Here is a 22,503-nt window from a genome sequence, read left to right on the forward strand (position 1 = left end):
TCACATGGAACAAGTTTTTATCAAAGCGCTTCCCGTGCTCCATACCTTAATCGAAGCGGGACATCAGGCTTATTTTGTTGGAGGCGCAGTTCGTGACAGCTATATGAAACGAGCGATCGGGGATGTCGATATCGCGACTGATGCGGCACCCGATCAAGTAGAACGGCTGTTTCAGCGGACGGTTGATGTAGGCAAGGAGCATGGGACGATTATTGTGCTCTGGGAAGATGAAACCTATGAAGTCACGACGTTCCGTACTGAATCAGAGTATGAAGATTATAGAAGGCCGTCAGACGTGCAATTTATCACATCTTTAGAAGAGGATTTAAAACGCAGGGATTTGACGATTAATGCGATGGCTATGACAGCGGATGGGAAGGTGCTTGATTATTTCGGCGGCAAGAAAGATATTGATCAGAAGCTGATTCGAACCGTCGGAAAACCCGAGGACAGATTTCAAGAAGATGCGCTTCGCATGCTGAGAGCTGTACGCTTTATGAGCCAGCTCGGCTTCACGCTATCACCACAAACAGAAGAAGCCATCACGCAAGAAAAATCACTCCTATCCCATGTTTCAGTTGAACGAAAAACAATAGAGTTCGAGAAGCTGCTGCAGGGAAGAGCATCCCGCCAGGCGCTTCAAACACTCATTCAAACAGGGCTGTATGAGGAGCTGCCTGGTTTTTATCATAAACGAGAGAACCTGATGGCGGCGAGCAAGTTTCCGTTTTCCGCTTTACCCTCTCGAGAGGAGTTGTGGGCTGCGCTTTTAATAGATCTTGACATAAACACAAAAGACGCGCCGCTTTTCCTGAAAACATGGAAGCTCCCGGGAAAAGTGATGAAGGAAGCGATTCATATTGTCCATACGTTTAAGCAGAACCTTGACGTGATGACGATGTATAAAGCTGGAGAAAAGTCACTGCTCTCGGCGGTCAAAATATCGCAGCTTTGGCAAAGCGGTAAACTGGATGAAGAAAAGCTGAAGGACATTCAAAACGCTTATCAAAGCCTCCCGATCAAAAGCCTTAAGGATCTTGATATCACGGGCAAGGATTTGCTTGCGCTGCGAAACCGGCCCGCCGGAAAATGGGTGTCGGAAGAATTACAGCGGATCGAGCACGCTGTTGTGACGGGAAAGCTCTCCAATCAAAAGAAATACATAGAGGAGTGGCTGAAGAGATGCGGTCAACATTAAGAAAAGACCTAATTGAATTATTTTCTCAGGCCGGACGTGAATTTATTTCCGGCCAAAAGATCAGTGATGCCCTCGGCTGTTCCAGAACTGCAGTATGGAAACATATTGAAGAGCTTCGGAAAGAGGGCTATGAAGTAGAAGCCGTCAGAAGAAAAGGATATCGGCTTGTCAAAAAACCCGGAAAGCTCAGTGAAAGCGAAATTCGCTTCGGACTGAAAACGGAAATGATGGGCCAGAATCTAATTTACCATGACGTTATTTCAAGCACACAAAAAACAGCGCATGAGCTTGCGAATGATAACGCACCGGAAGGCACTCTCGTAGTGGCTGACAAACAAACAGCAGGCAGGGGGAGAATGTCAAGAGTATGGCATTCTCAAGAGGGAAACGGCATTTGGATGAGCCTGATCTTACGCCCTGACATTCCGCTCCAAAAAACACCGCAGCTGACACTGCTCGCTGCAGTAGCTGTTGTGCAGGGAATTGAAGAGGCAGCAGGCATCCAAACAGATATTAAATGGCCTAACGATATTTTAATTAACGGAAAAAAAACAGTCGGCATCTTAACAGAAATGCAGGCCGAGGAAGACCGCGTACGTTCGATTATCATCGGAATTGGCATTAATGTCAATCAGCAGCCGGATGATTTTCCAGATGAACTAAAGAACATCGCGACAAGCCTCAGCCAAGCTGCCGGAGAAAAAATTGACAGGGCCGGCGTTATTCAGCATATTTTACTTTGCTTTGAAAAACGGTACCGGGATTATATGACGCACGGTTTTACGCCGATTAAGCTTTTGTGGGAAAGCTATGCGCTGGGCATCGGCACGAATATGAGGGCCAGAACGTTAAACGGAACGTTTTACGGGAAGGCGTTAGGTATAGATGATGAAGGTGTTCTTCTTTTAGAAACGAAGGAGGGCATGAAAAAAATCTATTCTGCCGATATCGAATTGGGTTAATGTGTTGGTACATGCCCGTTGATTTTGGTATACTTCCATTGGGCAGTATCGCCTGCGAACTGCACCTATTATTAAAATAGATAGACATTGCAGCAGTCTGCCTTGATCCAAAAAAGGACTGGGACAGAGGGATGAAACTCGCCGAACTTTAGAAAGTGAAGAATCCTTCTCGTTGTAACGGAAGGTTTTTTGGCTTGCAGAAGAAAACGGCAGCTCATCTCCTCTAAATATGAGGAGGAGAAAACATGAAAACAAAACTCGATTTTCTAAACATGAAGGAGACTGAAGAACCGATCGTCATGCTGACCGCTTATGATTATCCGGCAGCTAAGCTTGCTGAACAAGCGGGAGTCGACATGATTTTAGTCGGTGATTCACTCGGGATGGTCGTTCTCGGCCTTGATTCAACTGTCGGTGTGACAGTTGCAGATATGATTCATCATACAAAAGCGGTGAAAAGGGGCGCGCCAAATACGTTTATTGTAACGGACATGCCGTTTATGTCTTATCACCTGTCCAAGGAAGATACACTGAAAAATGCAGCCGCTATCGTTCAGGAAAGCGGAGCTGACGCGCTGAAGCTTGAAGGCGGAGAGGGCGTGTTTGAATCCATTCGCGCATTGACGCTCGGAGGCATTCCGGTAGTCAGCCACTTAGGCCTGACACCGCAGTCAGTCGGTGTGTTGGGCGGTTATAAAGTACAGGGCAAAGACGAACAAAGCGCCAAAAAATTAATAGAAGACAGCAAAAAATGCGAAGAAGCAGGAGCAATGATGCTTGTGCTGGAATGTGTGCCTGCAGAACTCACAAAAAAAATTACCGAGATGCTAAGCATACCGGTCATCGGAATCGGGGCCGGTGTGAATGCGGACGGACAAGTTCTCGTTTATCATGATATTATCGGACACGGTGTAGAGAGAACACCTAAATTTGTAAAGCAATATACGCAAATTGACGAAACAATCGAAACAGCAATCAGCGGATATGTCCATGATGTAAGACATCGTGCTTTCCCTGAACAGAAGCATTCCTTTCAAATGAACCAGGCAGTGCTTGACGGCTTGTACGGAGGAAAATAAGATGAGACAGATTACAGATATTTCACAGCTGAAAGAAGCCATAAGACAGTATCAGTCAGAGGGGAAGTCAATTGGATTTGTTCCGACAATGGGATTTTTGCATGAGGGGCATCTAACACTGGCAGACAAAGCAAGACAAGAAAATGACGCTGTTGTTATGAGTGTTTTTGTCAATCCCGCGCAATTCGGCCCTAATGAAGATTTTGAAGCATACCCTCGGGATATAGAGCGGGATGCGGCCCTTGCAGAAAATGCCGGAGTCGATATTCTTTTTACGCCTGATGCTCATGATATGTATCCAGGCAAAAAGAATGTCACGATTCATGTCGAAAGACGCACAGATGTTTTATGCGGACGCTCAAGAGAAGGACACTTTGACGGGGTTGCAATCGTATTGACGAAGCTGTTCAACCTTGTGAAGCCGACCCGCGCCTACTTCGGTTTAAAGGATGCACAGCAGGTGGCAGTTGTTGATGGCTTAATCAGCGATTTCTTCATGGATATTGAATTGGTTGCAGTCGATACAGTCAGGGAGGAAGACGGCTTAGCCAAAAGCTCTCGCAATGTATATTTAACAGCTGAGGAGAGGAAAGAAGCTCCTCAGCTGTACCGGGCACTTCAAACAGGTGCGGAGCTGATCAGAGCCGGGGAAAGAGACCCTGAAGCGGTGATAAAGGCTGTGAAAGAAATGATTCAGTCGACAAGCGGCATGATTGACTATGTGGAGCTTTATTCCTATCCGGAACTCGAGCCTGTTAACAAAATGGAAGGAAAGTTAATTCTGGCTGTTGCAGTTGCTTTTTCAAAATCGCGTTTAATAGATAATATCATTATTGATATTCGAGAAATGGAGAGAATATAATATGTATCGCACGATGATGAGCGGCAAGCTTCACAGGGCAACCGTGACGGAAGCGAACCTGAATTACGTAGGAAGCATTACTATTGATGAAGATCTCATTGATGCGGTTGGAATGCTCCCTAATGAAAAAGTGCAAATTGTGAATAATAATAATGGAGCACGTCTTGAAACGTATATTATTCCTGGTAAACGCGGAAGCGGCGTCATCTGCTTAAACGGTGCAGCCGCACGCCTTGTACAGGAAGGAGATAAGGTCATTATTATTTCCTACAAAATGATGTCTGATCAAGAAGCGGCAAGCCACGAGCCGAAAGTGGCTGTTCTGGATGATCAAAACAAAATTGAACAAATGCTGGGCAACGAACCAGCCCGCACAATTTTGTAAAAGAAAAAGCCCCCCCTTTATCGGGGGTTTTCTTTTAAGATTTTGAGAGTAAAACGGTTTTGCCGCTCCATTTCCGTTCAAAACGTGTTACACTTTTGTCGTATGCAAGAATTGAGGTGTCCATTTTAATGAATAAGCAACGGTTCGTTGTTATAGATGTAGAAACAACAGGGAATTCGCCGAAGAAAGGCGATAAAATCATACAAATCGCAGCGGTTGTAATCGAAAATGGACAAATTACTGAGCGGTTTTCAAAATACATCAATCCAAATAAACCCATTCCTGCTTTTATTGAGCAGCTTACTGGAATTTCTAATCAAATGGTAGCTCATGAGCAGCCATTTGAAGCAGTCGCTGAAGAAGTGTTCCATCTGCTTGACGGCGCCTATTTTGTCGCCCATAATATCCATTTTGACCTCGGATTTGTCAAGTATGAGCTACATAAGGCGGGCTTTCAGCTCCCGGATTGTGAAGTGCTGGATACTGTTGAGCTCTCCCGGATTGTGTTTCCGGGATTTGAAGGGTATAAACTGACCGAATTAAGCGAGGAGCTTCAGCTGCGGCATGACCAGCCGCATCGGGCTGACAGCGATGCTGAAGTGACCGGGCTTATTTTTTTGAAAATCCTTGAAAAGCTGAGACAGCTTCCTTATCCGACATTAAAGCAGTTAAGGAGGCTTTCGCAGCATTTTATCAGTGATCTGACACATATGTTGGATATGTTCATTTATGAAAACAGACATACCGAGATACCGGGCTATGCGCGCTTCTCTTCCTTTTCTGTCAGAGAACCTGAAGCAATCGATGAACACATTAGTGAAGACGTGAACTTCTCATTTGAGATCGAACGCTGGGAAGCTGGAAATGAAAAAGCGCTGTCAGAGCTAATGCCTGGGTATGAAAAGAGAGACGGCCAAATGATGATGATGAAAGAGGTCGCTGAAGCGTTTGACAATCGTGAGCATGCCTTGATTGAAGCTCCTCCGGGAATCGGAAAAACGATTGGCTACCTTATTCCAGCTGCGCTTTTTGCTAAGAAATCAAGAAAGCCGGTCATTATCAGTACGTATTCAACGCTTTTACAGCAGCAGATTCTGACAAAGGATTTGCCGATTGTCCAAGATCTGTTTCCATTCCCGGTAACAGCGGCGATTTTAAAAGGGCAATCGCATTATTTATGCCTGTATAAATTCGAGCAGGTGCTTCATGAAGATGATGATAATTATGATGCCGTACTGACAAAAGCACAGCTTCTCGTTTGGCTGACAGAGACAAACACAGGGGATGTAGCTGAACTGAACTTGCCTTCAGGCGGAAAGTTGCTGTGGGACAGGTTGGCTTATGACGATAGCTCCAATAAAAGAAGCCGCAATGAAAATGTGACAGGCTTTTATGAGCGGGCAAAGCAGATTGCCATGCGTTCCGATTTGGTGGTCACCAACCATTCTCTTTTACTGACTGATGAAGGCAGCCAGAAAAAAAGGCTCCCTGATAGCGGCACATTTATTATCGATGAAGCACATCATTTTGACCGGGCTGCAAGCGAGCATTTAGGAAAACGAGCCACATACATAGAATTGCATACTACTTTGAGCAGAATCGGCACTCTGAAAGAACAAGGTCTTCTAAAAAAGATGAGGCAGCTGTTCCAGCGAAACAGCCTGCCGGTTGATTCCTTTTTCGAAGCAGAAGAATGGATTCAGCACATTCTAGCAGAAAGTGATGCTTTCTTCAGCTCAGTGCATTCTTTTGTCAAACGAAGAAAACCTAAAGAAGACTTAAACCGTCTAGTTTTTAAGGTGAACAAAGACAGTCGGGATAAAAGCTGGCCGATTTTAATGGATGGAGCGGAGAGGCTTTGTTCCATGCTGACACATGTACATCAGCTTTTTGAGGCACAGTCTGCCCTGATGGAAAAACATCTGACCGGTATGAAGAGCAAAAGTGTCTTTTTGGCCGATGAATATCAAAGAAGCATGAAAGGCTTGCAGCAGTACTGTCAGACGTTGCAGAAGCTGTTCTTTGAGTCTGATGATGATGAAGCGGTTTGGATTGAAATAGACGCAAAGGGAGCAAAAAATGCGGTGGCCATTTACGCTCAGCCGCTTGAACCCGGTGAACTTCTGGCTGATCAGTTTTTCGCGCGCAAAAACAGTGTGGTGCTAACATCTGCAACTCTTACAGTTGAAGATTCATTTCAATTTATGATTGAGCGATTGGGACTTGGTGACTTTTTCCCGCGCACCATGAGAATTAAGTCGCCTTTTTCCTACGATGAGCGCATGCGTGTGATCATTCCGAAAGAAATGAAATCCATTCAAGATACGGGGGAAATTGAATTTATACAGGATACGGCCCGTTATATCGAACTGATGGCAAAGGAAAAACAGCCCAAAATCCTTGTGCTGTTAACATCCCATGATATGCTGAAAAAGGTTCATCAGGAGCTAAAGCACGTGATGAGCGCTTCCGGCATTCAGCTCTTGGCGCAAGGAATTACAGGCGGAAGTCCCGGCAAACTGATGAAAACTTTTAAAGCATCGAATCAGGCCATCTTGCTTGGTACAAATCACTTTTGGGAAGGCGTCGATTTCCCTGGTGACGAGCTGACAACAGTCATGATCGTGAGGCTTCCATTCCGGTCTCCTGATCACCCGCTTCATGCTGCAAAATGTGAGCTAGCCCGCAAAAAGGGGCGGAATCCGTTTCAAACCGTATCACTTCCAGAAGCTGTACTGACCTTCAGACAAGGAATCGGCCGCTTGCTGCGGACAGCCGGGGACAAAGGGACGATTGTCATATTGGACAGAAGGGTTAAAACGGCTGGATACGGCCGATTGTTTCTGGATGCCCTGCCGACAGCCTCCGTATCTGAAATGACTGACAGCGAGCTTTTTGCCTACGTTTCAGAGAAAAATGAATAAAAGCCGCATAAAGCGGCTTTTGCGGTGTGGGAGTAGGATGGTGTTTTATTTAAAAAGCGGTTTTGCCGCTCTGTGATACTAGTATGGCGTGTCCTGAAATGGAGTATGACTAACAATATTTGTTCAAACTGGAGGATGAAAAAATGGAAAGCAAAATCGAAATACTTTCAACAATTACTGTAGAGCATTCTGATGACCTGTATAAAATTGTAGACACACTGAATCGAACGTTAAAACGAGACAATTTGATGTTCGGTCTTGCGCTGGATGAAGAAAACAAAAACCAAGCCATTTTTACCATTTATCGTACGTAGGTGAGAAGATGAGAAAAAAAGCATTAATATTTACCGTCATTTTTGGTATTATTTTTTTAGCAGTACTTCTTGTCTCGGCAAACATTTATAAATCAGCCCTGGCACAAAAGGAAGAGGGGCACGATGCAGCAGCTGCTGAAGCTAAAAAAGAAACGGACCTCGCCAACGTTGATCAAGTCGAAACATTTGTCGGAAAAGAAAAATATTATGTCGTAAAAGGAACGGATAAAAAAGGCACTGCATTATATGTATGGGTTCCTGATAATAAAAAAGCAAAAATTCTCTCAAAAGAAGCTAAAGAGGGAATTTCAGAAGGCAAAGCGGCGAAGATCATACAGGATGAAGGGCTGGTTTCAAAGCAAAAAGAGGTTCACCTGGGAAGAGAAGGAAATGTTCTGCTTTGGGAAGTGACGTACTTAGACAAAGAAGGGCAATACAGTTTAAGTTATGTGGACTTTACAACTGGAAAGATTCTCAAAAATATCACGCCTTAAGACGAATTAGGGGGAGTTCAAGTTGAAACTGGCAAAAAGAGTATCCGCATTAACACCATCTACCACACTGGCAATTACAGCGAAAGCGAAAGAACTGAAAGCCGCAGGCCATGATGTCATTGGCTTAGGAGCAGGCGAACCTGACTTCAATACACCGCAGCACATTATTGATGCCGCTGTGCGTTCAATGAACGAAGGCCATACGAAGTACACGCCTTCAGGTGGTCTGGCTGAACTGAAAAACAGCATTGCAGAGAAATTTAAACGTGACCAGAACATTGAATACAAACCGTCTCAAATTATTGTCTGCACTGGTGCCAAGCATGCTTTATACACCCTTTTCCAAGTGGTTTTGGATGAAGGAGATGAAGTCATCATTCCAACGCCTTACTGGGTCAGCTATCCAGAGCAGGTGAAACTCGCTGGCGGAAAACCTGTTTATGTAGAAGGGCTTGAGGAAAATCATTTCAAAATTTCTCCTGCACAGCTGAAACAGGCGATCACGGAAAAAACAAAAGCGATCGTCATCAACTCTCCGAGCAACCCGACTGGTGTCATGTATACGGAAGAAGAGCTGGCTGCGCTTGGTGAAGTGTGTCTTGAACATGACATCCTGATTGTGTCTGATGAAATTTATGAAAAACTTACATACGGCGGAAAGAAACACGTTTCCATCGCACAGCTTTCTGACAGACTGAAAGAGCAGACGGTTATTATTAACGGCGTGTCGAAGTCGCACAGCATGACGGGCTGGAGAATCGGTTATGCTGCTGGGGCTGAAGACATCATTAAAGCGATGACGAATCTCGCCAGCCACAGCACGTCAAACCCGACATCAATTGCCCAGTACGGAGCAATTGCTGCTTATAACGGGCCTTCTGAGCCGCTGGAAGAAATGAGAAAAGCATTTGAACATCGATTAAACACGATCTATGCTAAGCTCGTTGAAATTCCGGGGTTCAGCTGTGTGAAGCCGGAAGGTGCTTTTTACTTATTCCCGAATGCAAAAGAAGCTGCGCAATCATGCGGTTTTAAAGATGTAGATGAATTTGTTAAAGCGCTTCTTGAGGAGGAAAAAGTAGCGATTGTTCCTGGATCTGGATTCGGCTCTCCTGATAATGTTCGTCTGTCTTACGCAACATCGTTAGATCTTCTTGAAAAAGCGGTTGAAAGAATCAAACATTTTGTAGAAAAACATAGCTAACAGATCAAAAAGCGGCTGACAGAAAAGCCGCTTTTTATCTGCATTGACCCGGTTAGTTAAGAGCGGGTATAATAAAGTGATGATAAAAGAGTTCGCGGGGCAATCAGCTTCCGAATGTCTTTCTTGTTTTGGAGGGAAATATGTTGAAAACAACAATCAACCAAGTGTATAAGCACGTAGGTGAGGAAGTAACAATCGGAGCTTGGGTCGCTAATAAGCGTTCAAGCGGGAAAATCGCGTTTTTACAGCTGCGGGACGGTACTGGGTTTATTCAAGGTGTCGTAGTAAAAGCAGAAGTGGAAGAAAGCATTTTCCAAACAGCTAAATCAGTGACGCAGGAAACGTCACTCTATATAAAAGGAATTGTTAAAGAGGACGAGCGTTCTCCGCTTGGTTATGAACTAGCTGTGACAGGTATTGAAGTCATTCACGAAGCGACTGACTATCCAATTACACCAAAAGAGCACGGAACGGAATTCTTGATGGATCACAGACATTTATGGCTGCGTTCAAAGCGCCAGCATGCGATCATGAAAATCCGTAATGAAATCATCCGTGCGACTTACGAGTTCTTTAATAACGAAGGCTTCGTAAAAGTGGATCCGCCGATTCTGACTGGAAGCGCACCTGAAGGAACAACAGAGCTCTTTGCGACAAAGTACTTTGATGAAGATGCTTACCTGTCTCAAAGCGGTCAGCTTTACATGGAAGCTGCGGCTATGGCGTTAGGAAAAGTATTCTCCTTCGGACCTACATTCAGAGCGGAAAAGTCTAAAACAAAGCGTCACTTGATCGAATTCTGGATGATCGAACCGGAAATGGCGTTTGTTGAATTCGAAGAAAACCTTCAAGTACAGGAAAATTACGTTTCTTTCATTGTGCAGTCAGTTCTTAAGAATTGCAAAATTGAATTAAACATATTAGGAAGAGACACGTCAAAACTTGAGCAAATCAAAGCGCCGTTCCCAAGAATCACGTATGACGAAGCGATTGATTTCCTAAAAGAAAAAGGCTTTGACGATATCGAGTGGGGAGACGACTTCGGAGCGCCTCATGAAACAGCGATTGCTGAACACTATGACAAACCGGTTTTCATCACTCGCTACCCAACATCTCTAAAACCGTTTTATATGCAGCCGGCTGCTGACCGCGAGGATGTCGTGCTTTGCGCTGACCTGATTGCGCCGGAAGGCTATGGAGAAATTATCGGCGGATCTGAACGGATTCACGATATGGAACTTTTGGAAGCGCGTCTTAAAGAACATGGACTGGATTCTGACGCATATAAATGGTATGCTGAACTTAGAAAATACGGATCAGTTCCTCATTCCGGCTTCGGCCTTGGATTAGAGCGGACAGTAGCTTGGATCAGCGGAGCGCCTCACGTGCGTGAAACCATTCCGTTCCCAAGACTGTTAAACCGTCTTTATCCGTAATACCAATACATTCAAATGAAACAAAAAAGAGTCTCCTGCAAGGGAGACTTTTTACAGTAAAGGGGAAACCACGATCCTTTACAGTAAGAGGTGTGACGATGAAAAAACAGCAATTTATTGACATGCAGGAGCAGGGAACGTCAACAATCCCCAATCTTTTGCTTACGCATTATAAACAGCTTGGACTTAATGAGACAGAGCTTATTCTGCTGTTAAAAATTAAAATGCATTTAGAAAAAGGCTCTTATTTCCCAACACCGAATCAGCTGCAGGAGGGTATGTCTATTTCTGTTGAGGAATGTACAAACAGATTGCGGATGTTTATTCAAAAAGGTTTTCTGTTTATTGAAGAATGCGAAGACCAAAACGGCATCAAATTTGAAAAATATTCTCTTCAGCCCTTATGGGGCAAGCTGTACGAGTATATACAGCTTGCACAGACTCAGACACAGGAAAAAAAAGCAGAAGGGGAACAAAAAAGTCTTTATACCATCTTTGAGGAAGAGTTCGCAAGGCCATTATCACCTTTGGAGTGTGAAACACTGGCTATCTGGCAGGATCAAGATCAGCATGACGCACAGCTGATCAAACACGCGTTAAAAGAGGCTGTGCTATCAGGTAAACTCAGTTTCCGCTACATTGACCGGATTTTGTTCGAATGGAAAAAAAACGGGCTGAAAACTGTGGAGCAGGCAAAAATCCACAGTCAAAAATTCAGGCGTGGACAATCGAAGCAGAATGAACCTCAAAAAGAGTATAAAAGGCAGGTTCCTTTTTACAATTGGCTTGAACAATAAAGTGAAAAGGTGACAAACGTGTTAAATCTTAAACAAATTGAATTCTGTTTAGAGAAGATAGGCGACATGTTTCCCCATGCGGAGTGTGAACTGGTTCATTCCAATCCTTTTGAATTAGTGGTGGCTGTCGCTTTATCGGCGCAATGTACAGATGCACTTGTAAACAGAGTGACCAAAACATTATTTCAAAAATATAAAAGACCTGAAGACTATTTGGCTGTTTCGCTTGAAGAGCTTCAGCAGGATATTAAATCAATTGGTTTATACCGTAATAAAGCAAAAAATATCCAAAAACTAAGCGAAATGATTATTGAAGATTACGGCGGAGAAGTGCCGAAAGACCGCGATGAGCTTGTTAAACTGCCAGGTGTGGGAAGAAAGACTGCCAATGTCGTAGTATCCGTTGCCTTTGGCGTGCCGGCCATTGCTGTAGATACTCATGTGGAGCGAGTCAGCAAACGTTTGGGCATCTGCCGGTGGAAGGACTCGGTGCTGGAAGTTGAAAAAACACTGATGCGCAAGGTACCGAAAGAAGACTGGTCTGTTACGCATCACCGGCTTATTTTCTTCGGCAGATATCATTGTAAGGCTCAGTCACCGCGCTGTGCGGAATGTCCGCTGCTTTCTCTGTGCAGAGAAGGGCAGAAGAGAGAGAAAAAAGGACTGGTGAAACGATGACGCAAGCAAGAGAAGTGTTGGCTTCCTATGAGCAATTTTTGTGCAGTCTTGGACCAATGAGCGCCTCGGATATGAAAGAAGTCTTGCGGATTAACCCGGTGTATTTTGACTTCTGTACAGACTCTCAAGGCGTTTTACCATGGAAGGACAACGGCAAGTACGTTCCGCTTTTATTCAATGTGTGGGATGACATCAAAGAATCGCTTCTGCCTGTCTTTCAAACACGAAAATCAAGATGCGACCAAAACGACATGCTGAAGGGCATTGTATGTTTGCTTGCTTCGTTTCACTGGACGGCAGGTGAGCGGGTGGAATCACTCGATTGGGCTGAACTGACGGAGAAGTCATTTCCCGCAAAGCCGATCAATTGGGCTGAACGAGTGGAGTTTATTCTTCTAAAGCCGACCCAATACCATTGCTTTATTCAGCTTGATGAACTGTTTACTGAAATGAAAAAGCATTTTTATAAATATCATGCGATGAATCGTTAAAAAACCTCCCCATAATAGGGGAGGTTTTTTATTATGAACCAAAAAGCCGTCACCTTTTGGGTGACGGCTTTTTGTCTAATTTGTTTTTTCAGCTTTTGGTGATGAGTTTGTTTGTGTTTTGTCGGTCGGGTTTGTTTTGTTTTTGTTTGTATCAGTACCTGATGAATCATTCTTACCTGAGTTCGAATCACCATCCGACGTATCCTGATTGTTGCCGTTGTTGTTATTGGTATCGTTTGACTGGTCTTGGTTGTTGTCTGACGGGTTGGTATTGCCTTGGTTTTTGTCTTGATCGTTTGTTGAATCGTCTGTCTGATCTTGATCCGTCTGATTGTTATTTGAATCATCAGTTTGTGTGTCATCCTGAGGCTTCTCATCATCTTTATTTTTATCATCCGTTTGTTGCTGGTCTTTTTGATCTTTGTCGTCTTCAGCTTTCGGAACTTCATAGGATGTGGAAGCTGTACTTTTGCCATCATCGCTGACGGCTGTTACTTCGAATTTATAAACCGATCCTGGCTGCACGCCCGAAATCACTGCCTCTTTTGCAGAGCTGTTTTGAATTTCTGAGTAGCTGCCGCCATCAACAGATTGCTTAACAGCAAAGGATGCATCTCCGTCGTAATTCCAGCTTAATGTCAATGATTGCTTGTCTTTATCATATTTCACGCTTAAGCCAGACAGCTTTTGGGTATCTTCTTTTTCTTCTTTCTCATATGTCTTAGAAACAGCAGAAGGAGCCGTACCTTTTACAAAGTACTCTGTGAGCTTTTTATCACTTGGCGTATTCGGTCCTGCCAGTTTTGCAGGATTAGAGCCTTTTTCCACAGTAGCTTCCACTACGCTGTCAGGCTTCTCGAATGATCCGCTTCCGTCATCGACATCGGCGATGAGTTGGGCGAAGATACGCTTTGCAACTTGCTGCTCTGTTTTATTTAAAGATTTTTTCCCTATCTTGTTCCCTGAGTCTACACCTGTCCACACGGCAGCGGTATATTGAGGTGTATATCCCACAAACCATGAATCTGGTACACCGCCTGGTGCGATATTGTATTTTTGCATTGTCGCATCGTCAAAGTTTGTTGTACCTGTTTTACCTGCAACTTCCACTCCTGGTACTTGAGCAAGCTGTCCAGTACCTGACTTAACAGCTGTTTTCAGCATATCTGTAATCATAAACGCAGTATAATCGCTCATGGCTGACTTAGATTTTGGTGTTAAGTCAAGCTTCGTGCCATCGTTGAATTCAATTGACTTTACAAAATGCGGTTCATTATATGTTCCATTATTTCCGAATGCGCTGTAAGCCCCAGCCATTGTCAGTGAAGAGACACCAACATTGCCTTTTCCGAATCCGCCGATAGAATACGATTCATATACCTTATCTTTATCTAACCCTAGCCCCAAGCCGTTAGCAAAATCCACTGCTGCATCTTTTCCGACTGCTTGGAATGCTTTTAAAGCCGGGATATTACGAGATTGTGCCAATGCTTGGCGCATAGACATTAGTCCTTTATATCCGCGGTCAAAGTCACGGATCGGTGTTCCATTTGAATACGTGTAAGCCGAATCGTCTATTTGCTCGTAAGTAGACCATTTTTTGTTTTCAATAACTGGTCCATAGTCTAAAATCGGTTTAATAGTAGAACCAGGCTGAGTTTTTCCTTGAGTAGCGTAATTGTAGCCTCCAACCTTAGAATTTCTTCCTGCGCCAATCGCGCGGACTTCTCCGGTTTTTGTATCGAGAAGCGATACACCGCCCTGCATGGCTTCAGTAAATCCGACAGTGTCTCCGTCCATTAATTCATCAAGTTTGTCTTGTGCTTTTGTATCTAATGTCGTATAAATCTTTAATCCGTCAGTACCTGGATTGACATCAGATTTTTCTTCAATTTCTTTCATGACTTCTTCAACAAATGCACTGTATTTATTTGAATTTGTTTTTTCATATTCCTTCTGTGACACAACGCCTTCATCTTTCACTGCCACTTTTTTCGCTTTGTTATATTGAGAATCAGAAATAAATCCTTGTTTTTTCATCAGACTGAGTACAATGTTCCGTCTTTTTTCTGCTTTATCCGGGTTTTTAACGGGATTGTACGCTGTTGGGCTTTGCGGCATACCGGCAAGTGTCGCAGCTTGTTCCACAGTCAGTTTGCTTAAATCTGTGACGCCGAAAAATTCTTCCGCCGCTTTTCCGATTCCGTATGCTCTAGGAGAAAAATAAATTCGGTTTAAATACATTTCTAAAATTTCATCTTTAGAGTAATTGCGCTCCAGCTGGAGTGAAAGCCATACTTCCTGTACTTTCCGTTTCAGCGTCTTCTGATGGGAAAGAAGGGAGTTCTTGACGACCTGCTGGGTGATTGTACTTCCGCCTTCAGCCCCGAAGCCGTCTGTAAAGTTGGCGACTAAGGCGCCTCCGATACGGACAGGGTCAATCCCGTGGTGCTCATAAAAACGCGCATCTTCTGTCGCGATAAAAGCTTCTTTTACAACATCGGGAATTTCATCTATCGAGACGTAGGACCGCTTTTCGGAGCCGTATTCAGCGATTTCTTTTCCATTTTTATCGTAAATTGTCGATGAATAAGGTGTTTTCAATTTGCTTTCGTCCAGTTTTGGCGCATCTGAAATCATGACGGCAAATGTAACGGCACCGCCGACTACGCCTAAAACAAACAGAATGAGTAAAGTGAAAAGGGTCTTTTTAAACAATCCGCCTTTTTTTCGTTTCTTGCCTTTTTTCGGTGAAGGACTCGATTTGCTGTTGGCTTTTCGTCGAGCTTCACGGCTGTTAAATTGATCTGACATAACATCTCAACCTTTCGTTAATCAACCTTTCGCACTTGATGACGGCGAAAAATAAAGCTGTTCAATAATATTAATATAATCAATTCTAGGTGCGTATCCAAGAGAAATCGGATACGCTGTTTCCTCTAACTCATCTTTGCGAATTGATTTTCTGCCGTTTTTTTCTTTTCTGTCCCAGAAATAAAACAGCTTATCGGCTTCCAAAAAATAAACTTGGTCGAAAGCGGATATAATAACAAAACAAATACCGTCTTGAGCCTTTACCTGTTTCATATGCTCGATTTGATGGTCATGGAAATTCTGCAGGGGGAAAGAGGTCTTGTTTTTCGTTTCTTTCGCCTCAAAATCAATATACCGCCCTTTGTAAATCCCGTTATAATCTGTTGTCGATGACTGTTTAAAGTAAGCTTCTTTAATCACTGCGGCGCTTCTTTTTGGATAATGGACATTTACAATTTGAACAGGTGTCGGCTTTTTGTGTATGACGGCAATTTGGTTTGTCAGATAATACTTATTCGTTTCGTTTAAGTCATCTTCGAGGGTCATTCCGCGATTACTGTAAGACGGAGCCCTTTTCTGACTGTTTTGGGATGAAACCGAATGTTTCGGCTGAAACGTTTTTCCGTTAGGATACCGAATCACTTTCTCATCCTCCTTATTAAACTATTCATGACGGAAGTGAATGAACGTGAAAGAACAACAGACCATCAGAAAGCTTTTGAGCCGGATTGAGCGGCAGACAAAAGCAAAAAACGCAGATAACATTTCAAGAACGAATGCATATAAAGCATTTTATGACCGTCATCCGGAGATCAAATGGTCGCTCTTGGCATCTTTCGTTTCTCGCAATGCCGGCTGGTCAATGACTGACTTAAAAGGCAGTCTGTTTCAGCTTGGACTCCGTGAGAGACAGCAAAAGTGGTTCTTTTTAGCCTATGAAAGAGCGAACTGGCTTATTTTTTCGGATGCCTATCCGCAGCTTCTTTTGTACCACTGGTCAAAAAAAATCGGGAAACCGCTGTTCCATCATCTGCATATGTTTGGCGTCTCACGATTTATGATGGAAGAATGGGCCCGTTTTTGGCATGAGCACGACACGGAGCGGCTGATGTATGCTCTCATTATAAATGAACAAAACACTATCCAAACACCTATTATACAAAATCCTTCGTTTAAAAAGAACGTTTTTGACACGATTCCTTTTTATTTAAGTGACTGGTTTCATTTTAATACCGTTCTTTTTCCAGTTGCAGATGGTTTTCTTTACGGCATTTCAGTGAAACGCTTTTCAAGGACTGAGGAAAGGATAAGGCTGGGAAAGCAGCTGTCTCAATTGCTGTTCAGTCCAGAGCTGTTCGCTTCTTTTTATCACTTTTTGCACAATGTGCCGCACACAGGCTCCCGTTTTGATATGGAAAAAATGATGGGGATTACAAAAAGAACATCTCCAATGCTAAGGACATGCTACCCTGAGTTAATCCACTCATTAGACGGCAGGAAAACAGATTGGTTTCATGGAAAGATAAAGAAAACGTTGTTTAGGCGTGAGGAGTTGCCGAAGCAGATTGAATTGACAGACTGGTACTTACATAAAAAACGCCAGCTCCATGCCCTTTTTGCAGTCGAGCATTGGCTGAAAAAATAAAGAAGCAAGGAATTTCCCTGCTTCTTACGTAGAAGGACGGTTCGGGCCGCCTAGTTTTTTATCCAAAGAATCGATTGCTTTTGATTCAGACTTTTTTTGCTGGCCGGCTTTTTTGGGTCTTGTTTTCATACGGCACCTCCTCATAAGTATCGTTTGCATTAAGAGAGAGGATCATACAATGTTTGCGGGTATTTTTGTCGAAAACTTCAGCTTTTCGTGGAATATCTGTTTGTTTGGCGATTAGCTTCTAGTTTTGTCATGAGGAAGGATTGAGCCTGAAGAATACAGAATTTTTACCTGGAGAGACAAGGAAAGGGAGGTACACGAATGTCCGGTTTCGTAAGCAAGACAGATATTCTCCATATGCTTTCTGATATAGAAGACGAATTAACCCGAGCTGAGCAGAGCTTGAATCATTCTATAAACGCATTTGAGGCTGAGATGCGGGAAACGGAAAGTGAGCGTCTGAGTGTGCTGGAAGAAGAAATGAGAGATCTTCATTTTTGTATAAATGAGCTGTATCACTCACCTGAACACAGGTATGCATTTGAAAAGGTATACCGCATCGGCTGAATTTGCGAGCGGAATTTGGTACGATATGCATTGAGGTGAAAGGTATTGCAATCACAAACATTGCTGGAAATGACAGAGCAAATGATTGAAGCTGCTGAAAAAGGCGCTGATCGGTATCAGGAAGGGAAAAAAAGTGATCATTCCTATGATTTTTTTGAGACGATAAAGCCAGCCGTTGAAGAGAATGATGATCTGGCGGTTCGATGGGCGAAAGGGGCGCTTGAATTGATAGAAGCCCGCCGGCCAAAATATGTGCATAAAGAGCAAATCGAAACTGCGAAAGATCATTTTCTGGAATTGGTCCTTCAATCATATGTTCATCATATTCATAAAAAAAGATTCAAGGATATCACGGAGTCAGTTCTTTATACATTGCACGCAGTAAAGGATGAGCTTACAAGAGAAGACAGCCGGTGAAGGCTGTCTTCTTTTATGTTAGTTATAGGGGGCCGGACGTTAATTCAGCTCATATGCCGGGCTTTCTGCTCCATTTGCTTCGAGAACCTTCATACTGTTACGAAACTCAATTGTGCTAAGATGTCCTTGAATATAGAGGAACTTGGTAAAGTCCATCAGTTTATTCATACAGTCTGTTTCATATTTCTTCATTTCTGCAAAACGTTTTCTTAAGTATGATACGTTCATTATGGTGCATCCCCTCTCATCTGTATTGAAAATATGGTACCATAATGATTCGACTTTTTTCTGTTTTTAAAAAATTTAAACTTTCGACACAATTTGACAAACGTGATTCAGGACCTGTGACACAAACGATAGACTCCATTCATACATATATAGAAGAGAAACATGTTGAGTTTAGGGGGAATCGCAATGAACAGGAGTTTTCAAAGCTATCCTCAGCAAATGGGCTATTATGATCCTCAGCAGATGCAAGGATATTATCAGCAGGCTTCACCAGTGCAATACTTCCCGCAGCAGCATTATGGGCAGCAGGATTATTATCAGCCGTATGTCCCGATCCAGTCTATGCAACCTATGCAGCCGCCTGTATTTTCCAACCCTTATCCAATCCCGCAGCCTAATCAGCAGCAGCCCTCACAATTTCAGAGTATTATGTCGCAGTTCAAAAAAGCCAACGGGCAGTTTGATTTTAATAAAATGATGGATACTACTGGTCAAGTGATGAGTGCAATGAATCAGGTCGGATCTTTAATAAAAGGATTGACCAGCTTTTTTAAATGATAGGAGCATGAATGAATTGATCATTCATGCTTATTTTTTGGAAAGAAAAGGGTCATTGTCTGCTCATTCCAAGATGTTTCCATATCTTCTTGGCGTACTTCATAAGGCAGCTGAACCGTTCTTGTCATGCTTGTAAAAGTGGCTTCATGATGCTGTTTTTGTTTTTCTTGGAGTGTTACATGCAGATACATGGATTTAACATCAACGACGATCTCGCCATCTCGAAATGTCGCCGGAATGGTGATATCGACATACAGCCCGGCATCTCTTTCTCTGACATCTATGGTCGTCTGTACATCCTTTAAACTCGAATTGATCAGGTTTTGAAATCCGCTTAAAAGGTTGCCAAAAGCTGAGGATTGAAAAAGTTGGTCTATTGCCTCCGTGATAATATCTTCCTTCTTTTGCAGTTCGTTCTTTTCGTCATCATAGAATTCCAAATTTGCCACCGCCTTTTTTATTCAGATTATGCGCCTGTGCCAGATGTTGTTATAAATTGAAGCAAAATTGAAAGTGTGGTTAAATAGTGGTGAATGAAGGGATAACGGTTGTAGTGAATGAGAAGGGAGAAAACACAGTGCTGAAAAAATTATTCGGAATGGGCAAAACTCAGGAAAAAGTGACAGAAGAGGTTATTTATTCTCCGGCTGACGGTACGGTAATGGACCTGACAGATGTACCGGACCCTGTTTTTTCACAGAAAATGATGGGGGAAGGAATAGCGGTTGAACCCTCAAACGGCGAAATCGTTTCACCTGCTGAAGGGGAAGTGATTCAGATTTTCCACACCAAACACGCAGTTGGCATTCGGACTCGCTCAGGAATTGAACTGTTAATTCATGTGGGGCTGGAAACGGTTAATATGAACGGAGAAGGTTTTACTGCTCACATTAAAGAGGGAGACAAAGTGAAGATCGGTGACCCGTTGATTACGTGTGATTTGGAGCTGATAAAAGAAAAAGCGAGCAGCACAGTCATCCCGATTGTTATCATGAATGGTGAAGCTGTCGAATCTATCGTGCCGGCAGGCGAAAAGGCTGCCCGTAAAGGCGAGACAAAGCTCTTCGCAATAAAAGTGAAATAAGCAGGGCGTATGCCTTGCTTTTTTTGTGCGATTGTATAAAATTTGCACCTAGCCATGCAAACAAATATTCGGTAAACTGTACTTGACAAAGAGGTGTAAAGAATGAAAAAGAAATCACTGACTGAGCTCATTTCTGAGTTAAAAGGAAATGAAAATGTGGTGAATTGGCATGAAATAGAGCCTCGTGAAGCAAAAACAAGGCCAATGCCTGAAAATATCGACGAGAGAATAAAAGCAGCCCTTTCGAAAAGGGGCATAGATGCACTATATACCCACCAATACTCCGCTTTCCAATATGTGCAAAAAGGAGAAAGCATCGTTACCGTAACGCCAACCGCATCGGGAAAAACGTTATGCTACAATCTCCCTGTCCTGCAGTCTATAGCTCAAGACGAAACAAATCGGGCGCTATATTTATTTCCAACTAAAGCGCTGGCACAAGACCAAAAGAGCGAGCTAAATGAAATCATTGATGAAATGGGCATTGATATTAAAAGCTTTACATATGACGGGGATACGTCTCCTGCAATCAGGCAAAAGGTGAGAAAAGCAGGTCATATTGTCATTACAAATCCCGATATGCTGCATTCTGCCATTCTTCCGCATCATACGAAATGGGTCAGTTTGTTTGAGAATCTTAAGTATATCGTCATCGATGAGCTTCATACGTATCGAGGTGTGTTCGGGAGCCATGTGGCGAATGTGATCCGGCGGCTGAAGCGGATCTGCCGGTTTTATGGCAGTGATCCGGTTTTTATTTGTACTTCCGCAACGATTGCCAACCCGAAGGAATTGGGGGAGCAGCTGACAGGTCAGCCGATGCGGCTGGTTGATGACAATGGTGCCCCGAGCGGACGCAAGCACTTCGTATTTTATAATCCGCCGATTGTAAACAAACCGCTGAATATTAGAAAGAGCGCAACCGCAGAAGTGAATGAACTGGCGAAAGAGTTTCTGAAAAACAAAGTGCAGACGATTGTTTTTGCCAGAAGCAGAGTACGGGTGGAAATTATTTTAAGCCATATTCAGGACCTTGTGAAAAAAGAGATTGGAACAAAGTCAATCAGAGGCTATCGGGGAGGCTATCTTCCGAAAGAGCGAAGAGAAATCGAAAGAGGTCTGAGAGAAGGCGAGATTGTAGGGGTAGTCAGTACGAATGCCTTAGAGCTCGGTGTTGATATCGGCCAGCTGCAAGTGTGTGTGATGACGGGTTATCCCGGAAGTGTGGCAAGTGCTTGGCAGCAGGCGGGACGAGCCGGCAGAAGGCATGGAGAGTCTTTGATTATTATGGTCGCCAATTCAACGCCGATCGATCAATATATTGTGCGCCATCCTGAATATTTCTTTAACCGGTCGCCGGAATCTGCAAGAATCAATCCGGAGAATTTGATTATTTTGGTAGACCACTTAAAGTGTGCGGCTTATGAGCTTCCTTTTAGAGCTGATGAAGAGTTCGGGCCGATGGATGTAAGTGATATTCTTGAGTATCTTCAAGAAGAGGCCGTTCTACACCGGAACGGCGAACGGTATCATTGGGCAAGTGAATCATTTCCTGCATCCAATATCAGTTTGCGTTCCGCATCACAAGAAAATGTCGTCATTGTTGATCAATCAGACATTGCGAGTGTAAGAATTATCGGTGAAATGGATCGTTTTAGCGCGATGACGCTTTTGCATGATGAAGCGATTTATTTGCATGAAGGGGTTCAATATCAGGTAGAAAAACTCGATTGGGACCATAAAAAAGCTTATGTTAGAAAAGTCGATGTCGAATATTATACGGATGCCAACCTGGCAGTACAGCTGAAGGTTTTAGAAATTGATAAAACGAAGGAAAAAAGCCGTACGTCATTGCACTACGGTGATGTTACTGTCAATGCCTTGCCGACCATTTTTAAAAAAATTAAAATGACCACTTTTGAAAACATTGGGTCTGGTCCTATTCATTTGCCGGAAGAAGAACTGCATACAAGTGCGGCTTGGCTCGAAATCAAAACCGCAAACGAAGACATCGAGGAAAAGACGCTGGAACAGCTGCTTCTCGGCATTTCAAATGTGCTGCAGCATATTGTCCCTGTGTATATCATGTGTGACCGCAACGATGTTCATGTTGTTTCTCAAATTAAAGCAGCGCATACCGGATTGCCGACGATCTTTTTATATGATCATTATCCGGGCGGTATCGGATTGGCAGAGGAAGTTTTTAAACGTTTTTCAGACATTAATGAAGCGGCGAAACAGCTCATCAAACAATGTCCTTGTCATGACGGCTGTCCGTCTTGTATAGGTACCGAAATAGACGGAATAAAAGCAAAGGAAGGAATTTTGCAGCTGCTGGATCAAATGTCGTAAGGAGGGAG

24 protein-coding genes are annotated in these 22,503 nt (G+C 43.4%); 19 read left to right on the top strand and 5 right to left on the bottom strand.

The annotated features are described in order from the left end of the window. Positions 1-4 precede the first annotated feature (4 nt). The 13 genes from V756_RS0114405 to V756_RS0114465 all read left to right on the top strand — a co-directional run bounded on the left by V756_RS0114405 (position 5) and on the right by V756_RS0114465 (position 12,824). Positions 5-1,198 carry a CCA tRNA nucleotidyltransferase gene (locus tag V756_RS0114405; RefSeq protein WP_024715271.1) on the top strand — a complete coding sequence of 398 codons (1,194 nt, stop codon included), beginning with the start codon at positions 5-7 and terminating at the stop codon, positions 1,196-1,198. Next, a complete protein-coding gene (locus V756_RS0114410) occupies positions 1,183-2,160 on the top strand; it encodes a bifunctional biotin--[acetyl-CoA-carboxylase] synthetase/biotin operon repressor (protein ID WP_024715272.1) in 978 nt (325 codons plus the stop codon). Before V756_RS0114405 ends, V756_RS0114410 begins: the two co-directional genes overlap by 16 nt. A gap of 245 nt (positions 2,161-2,405) precedes the next feature. Continuing rightward, complete coding sequence (gene panB, locus V756_RS0114415) at positions 2,406-3,239, top strand: 3-methyl-2-oxobutanoate hydroxymethyltransferase (RefSeq protein ID WP_024715273.1); 834 nt, start codon at positions 2,406-2,408, stop codon at positions 3,237-3,239. 1 nt (position 3,240) lies between these two features. After that, positions 3,241-4,101, top strand: a complete 861-nt coding sequence (gene panC / locus V756_RS0114420) for a pantoate--beta-alanine ligase (RefSeq protein WP_024715274.1) — start codon at positions 3,241-3,243, stop codon at positions 4,099-4,101. A 1-nt stretch (position 4,102) separates the two neighbouring features. Next, positions 4,103-4,486 carry an aspartate 1-decarboxylase gene (gene panD / locus V756_RS0114425; RefSeq protein WP_024715275.1) on the top strand — a complete coding sequence of 128 codons (384 nt, stop codon included), beginning with the start codon at positions 4,103-4,105 and terminating at the stop codon, positions 4,484-4,486. 128 nt (positions 4,487-4,614) lie between these two features. Next, complete coding sequence (gene dinG / locus V756_RS0114430) at positions 4,615-7,410, top strand: ATP-dependent DNA helicase DinG (protein WP_024715276.1); 2,796 nt, start codon at positions 4,615-4,617, stop codon at positions 7,408-7,410. 143 nt (positions 7,411-7,553) lie between these two features. Beyond that, positions 7,554-7,724, top strand: a complete 171-nt coding sequence (locus V756_RS01000000122440) for a YpmA family protein (RefSeq protein ID WP_032682113.1) — start codon at positions 7,554-7,556, stop codon at positions 7,722-7,724. An 8-nt stretch (positions 7,725-7,732) separates the two neighbouring features. Then, positions 7,733-8,218: a cell wall elongation/penicillin-binding protein regulator TseB gene (gene tseB, locus V756_RS0114440; RefSeq protein ID WP_024715277.1), complete on the top strand. Its 486-nt coding sequence runs from the start codon at positions 7,733-7,735 to the stop codon at positions 8,216-8,218. Positions 8,219-8,240: 22 nt separating this feature from the next. Beyond that, positions 8,241-9,422 carry an aspartate transaminase AspB gene (gene aspB / locus V756_RS0114445; RefSeq protein ID WP_024715278.1) on the top strand — a complete coding sequence of 394 codons (1,182 nt, stop codon included), beginning with the start codon at positions 8,241-8,243 and terminating at the stop codon, positions 9,420-9,422. A 143-nt stretch (positions 9,423-9,565) separates the two neighbouring features. After that, positions 9,566-10,858 carry an asparagine--tRNA ligase gene (gene asnS / locus V756_RS0114450; protein WP_024715279.1) on the top strand — a complete coding sequence of 431 codons (1,293 nt, stop codon included), beginning with the start codon at positions 9,566-9,568 and terminating at the stop codon, positions 10,856-10,858. Between the two features lie 98 nt (positions 10,859-10,956). After that, positions 10,957-11,655 carry a DNA replication protein DnaD gene (gene dnaD / locus V756_RS0114455; protein ID WP_024715280.1) on the top strand — a complete coding sequence of 233 codons (699 nt, stop codon included), beginning with the start codon at positions 10,957-10,959 and terminating at the stop codon, positions 11,653-11,655. A gap of 18 nt (positions 11,656-11,673) precedes the next feature. Further along, on the top strand, positions 11,674-12,333 hold the full coding sequence (gene nth, locus V756_RS0114460) for an endonuclease III (RefSeq protein ID WP_024715281.1): 660 nt from the start codon (positions 11,674-11,676) through the stop codon (positions 12,331-12,333). Then, complete coding sequence (locus tag V756_RS0114465; RefSeq protein WP_024715282.1) at positions 12,330-12,824, top strand: YpoC family protein; 495 nt, start codon at positions 12,330-12,332, stop codon at positions 12,822-12,824. The genes nth and V756_RS0114465 overlap by 4 nt, the downstream gene beginning before the upstream one ends. A gap of 75 nt (positions 12,825-12,899) precedes the next feature. On the opposite strand, the gene V756_RS0114470 is transcribed toward V756_RS0114465, so the two are convergent. Together V756_RS0114470 and recU are read right to left on the bottom strand one after the other, a co-directional pair. Continuing rightward, entirely contained in the window at positions 12,900-15,638 is a 2,739-nt protein-coding gene (locus V756_RS0114470) for a PBP1A family penicillin-binding protein (RefSeq protein ID WP_024715283.1), read from the bottom strand. Positions 15,639-15,659: 21 nt separating this feature from the next. Further along, positions 15,660-16,280 (bottom strand): Holliday junction resolvase RecU, encoded by a 621-nt coding sequence (recU, locus tag V756_RS0114475; protein ID WP_024715284.1) that lies wholly within the window; start codon positions 16,278-16,280, stop codon positions 15,660-15,662. 40 nt (positions 16,281-16,320) lie between these two features. Here recU and V756_RS0114480 point away from each other — a divergent pair, with 40 nt between their 5' ends. Further along, positions 16,321-17,283 carry a DUF2515 domain-containing protein gene (locus V756_RS0114480; RefSeq protein ID WP_032682114.1) on the top strand — a complete coding sequence of 321 codons (963 nt, stop codon included), beginning with the start codon at positions 16,321-16,323 and terminating at the stop codon, positions 17,281-17,283. 24 nt (positions 17,284-17,307) lie between these two features. On the opposite strand, the gene sspM is transcribed toward V756_RS0114480, so the two are convergent. Further along, a complete protein-coding gene (sspM, locus tag V756_RS0114485) occupies positions 17,308-17,412 on the bottom strand; it encodes an acid-soluble spore protein SspM (RefSeq protein ID WP_024715286.1) in 105 nt (34 codons plus the stop codon). Between the two features lie 198 nt (positions 17,413-17,610). Here sspM and V756_RS0114490 point away from each other — a divergent pair, with 198 nt between their 5' ends. Both V756_RS0114490 and V756_RS0114495 read left to right on the top strand, forming a co-directional pair. Next, positions 17,611-17,856 carry a YppD family protein gene (locus V756_RS0114490; protein WP_024715287.1) on the top strand — a complete coding sequence of 82 codons (246 nt, stop codon included), beginning with the start codon at positions 17,611-17,613 and terminating at the stop codon, positions 17,854-17,856. A 45-nt stretch (positions 17,857-17,901) separates the two neighbouring features. Further along, positions 17,902-18,273, top strand: coding sequence for a YppE family protein (locus V756_RS0114495; protein WP_024715288.1), 372 nt, complete (start codon positions 17,902-17,904; stop codon positions 18,271-18,273). A 39-nt stretch (positions 18,274-18,312) separates the two neighbouring features. Here V756_RS0114495 and V756_RS0114500 read toward each other — a convergent pair whose 3' ends face one another. Continuing rightward, complete coding sequence (locus tag V756_RS0114500) at positions 18,313-18,501, bottom strand: YppF family protein (RefSeq protein ID WP_024715289.1); 189 nt, start codon at positions 18,499-18,501, stop codon at positions 18,313-18,315. A 186-nt stretch (positions 18,502-18,687) separates the two neighbouring features. On the opposite strand from V756_RS0114500, the gene V756_RS0114505 reads away from it, so the two are divergent. After that, positions 18,688-19,059, top strand: a complete 372-nt coding sequence (locus V756_RS0114505) for a YppG family protein (protein ID WP_024715290.1) — start codon at positions 18,688-18,690, stop codon at positions 19,057-19,059. A 20-nt stretch (positions 19,060-19,079) separates the two neighbouring features. On the opposite strand, the gene V756_RS0114510 is transcribed toward V756_RS0114505, so the two are convergent. Then, complete coding sequence (locus V756_RS0114510; protein ID WP_024715291.1) at positions 19,080-19,499, bottom strand: Hsp20/alpha crystallin family protein; 420 nt, start codon at positions 19,497-19,499, stop codon at positions 19,080-19,082. 137 nt (positions 19,500-19,636) lie between these two features. On the opposite strand from V756_RS0114510, the gene V756_RS0114515 reads away from it, so the two are divergent. Together V756_RS0114515 and mrfA are read left to right on the top strand one after the other, a co-directional pair. Continuing rightward, positions 19,637-20,143, top strand: a complete 507-nt coding sequence (locus V756_RS0114515; RefSeq protein WP_024715292.1) for a PTS sugar transporter subunit IIA — start codon at positions 19,637-19,639, stop codon at positions 20,141-20,143. A gap of 102 nt (positions 20,144-20,245) precedes the next feature. After that, positions 20,246-22,495, top strand: a complete 2,250-nt coding sequence (gene mrfA / locus V756_RS0114520) for an ATP-dependent helicase MrfA (protein WP_024715293.1) — start codon at positions 20,246-20,248, stop codon at positions 22,493-22,495. Positions 22,496-22,503 lie beyond the last annotated feature (8 nt).

Source organism: Bacillus tequilensis KCTC 13622 (assembly GCF_000507145.1).
In the GTDB taxonomy this organism is placed as follows: Bacteria; Bacillota; Bacilli; order Bacillales; family Bacillaceae; genus Bacillus; species Bacillus tequilensis.

What these genes read in the sequence shown, in the direction of transcription:
- dnaD (WP_024715280.1), top strand. Translation starts at nt 10,957, where the DNA reads ATGAAAAAACAGCAATTTATTGACATGCAGGAGCAGGGAACGTCAACA.
- tseB (WP_024715277.1), top strand. Translation starts at nt 7,733, where the DNA reads ATGAGAAAAAAAGCATTAATATTTACCGTCATTTTTGGTATTATTTTT.
- mrfA (WP_024715293.1), top strand. Translation starts at nt 20,246, where the DNA reads ATGAAAAAGAAATCACTGACTGAGCTCATTTCTGAGTTAAAAGGAAAT.
- V756_RS0114405 (WP_024715271.1), top strand. Translation starts at nt 5, where the DNA reads ATGGAACAAGTTTTTATCAAAGCGCTTCCCGTGCTCCATACCTTAATC.
- panD (WP_024715275.1), top strand. Translation starts at nt 4,103, where the DNA reads ATGTATCGCACGATGATGAGCGGCAAGCTTCACAGGGCAACCGTGACG.
- V756_RS0114410 (WP_024715272.1), top strand. Translation starts at nt 1,183, where the DNA reads ATGCGGTCAACATTAAGAAAAGACCTAATTGAATTATTTTCTCAGGCC.
- panB (WP_024715273.1), top strand. Translation starts at nt 2,406, where the DNA reads ATGAAAACAAAACTCGATTTTCTAAACATGAAGGAGACTGAAGAACCG.
- V756_RS0114500 (WP_024715289.1), bottom strand. Translation starts at nt 18,501, where the DNA reads ATGAACGTATCATACTTAAGAAAACGTTTTGCAGAAATGAAGAAATAT.
- V756_RS0114505 (WP_024715290.1), top strand. Translation starts at nt 18,688, where the DNA reads ATGAACAGGAGTTTTCAAAGCTATCCTCAGCAAATGGGCTATTATGAT.
- V756_RS0114470 (WP_024715283.1), bottom strand. Translation starts at nt 15,638, where the DNA reads ATGTCAGATCAATTTAACAGCCGTGAAGCTCGACGAAAAGCCAACAGC.
- V756_RS0114465 (WP_024715282.1), top strand. Translation starts at nt 12,330, where the DNA reads ATGACGCAAGCAAGAGAAGTGTTGGCTTCCTATGAGCAATTTTTGTGC.
- sspM (WP_024715286.1), bottom strand. Translation starts at nt 17,412, where the DNA reads ATGAAAACAAGACCCAAAAAAGCCGGCCAGCAAAAAAAGTCTGAATCA.
- panC (WP_024715274.1), top strand. Translation starts at nt 3,241, where the DNA reads ATGAGACAGATTACAGATATTTCACAGCTGAAAGAAGCCATAAGACAG.
- V756_RS0114490 (WP_024715287.1), top strand. Translation starts at nt 17,611, where the DNA reads ATGTCCGGTTTCGTAAGCAAGACAGATATTCTCCATATGCTTTCTGAT.
- V756_RS01000000122440 (WP_032682113.1), top strand. Translation starts at nt 7,554, where the DNA reads ATGGAAAGCAAAATCGAAATACTTTCAACAATTACTGTAGAGCATTCT.
- V756_RS0114480 (WP_032682114.1), top strand. Translation starts at nt 16,321, where the DNA reads ATGAACGTGAAAGAACAACAGACCATCAGAAAGCTTTTGAGCCGGATT.
- dinG (WP_024715276.1), top strand. Translation starts at nt 4,615, where the DNA reads ATGAATAAGCAACGGTTCGTTGTTATAGATGTAGAAACAACAGGGAAT.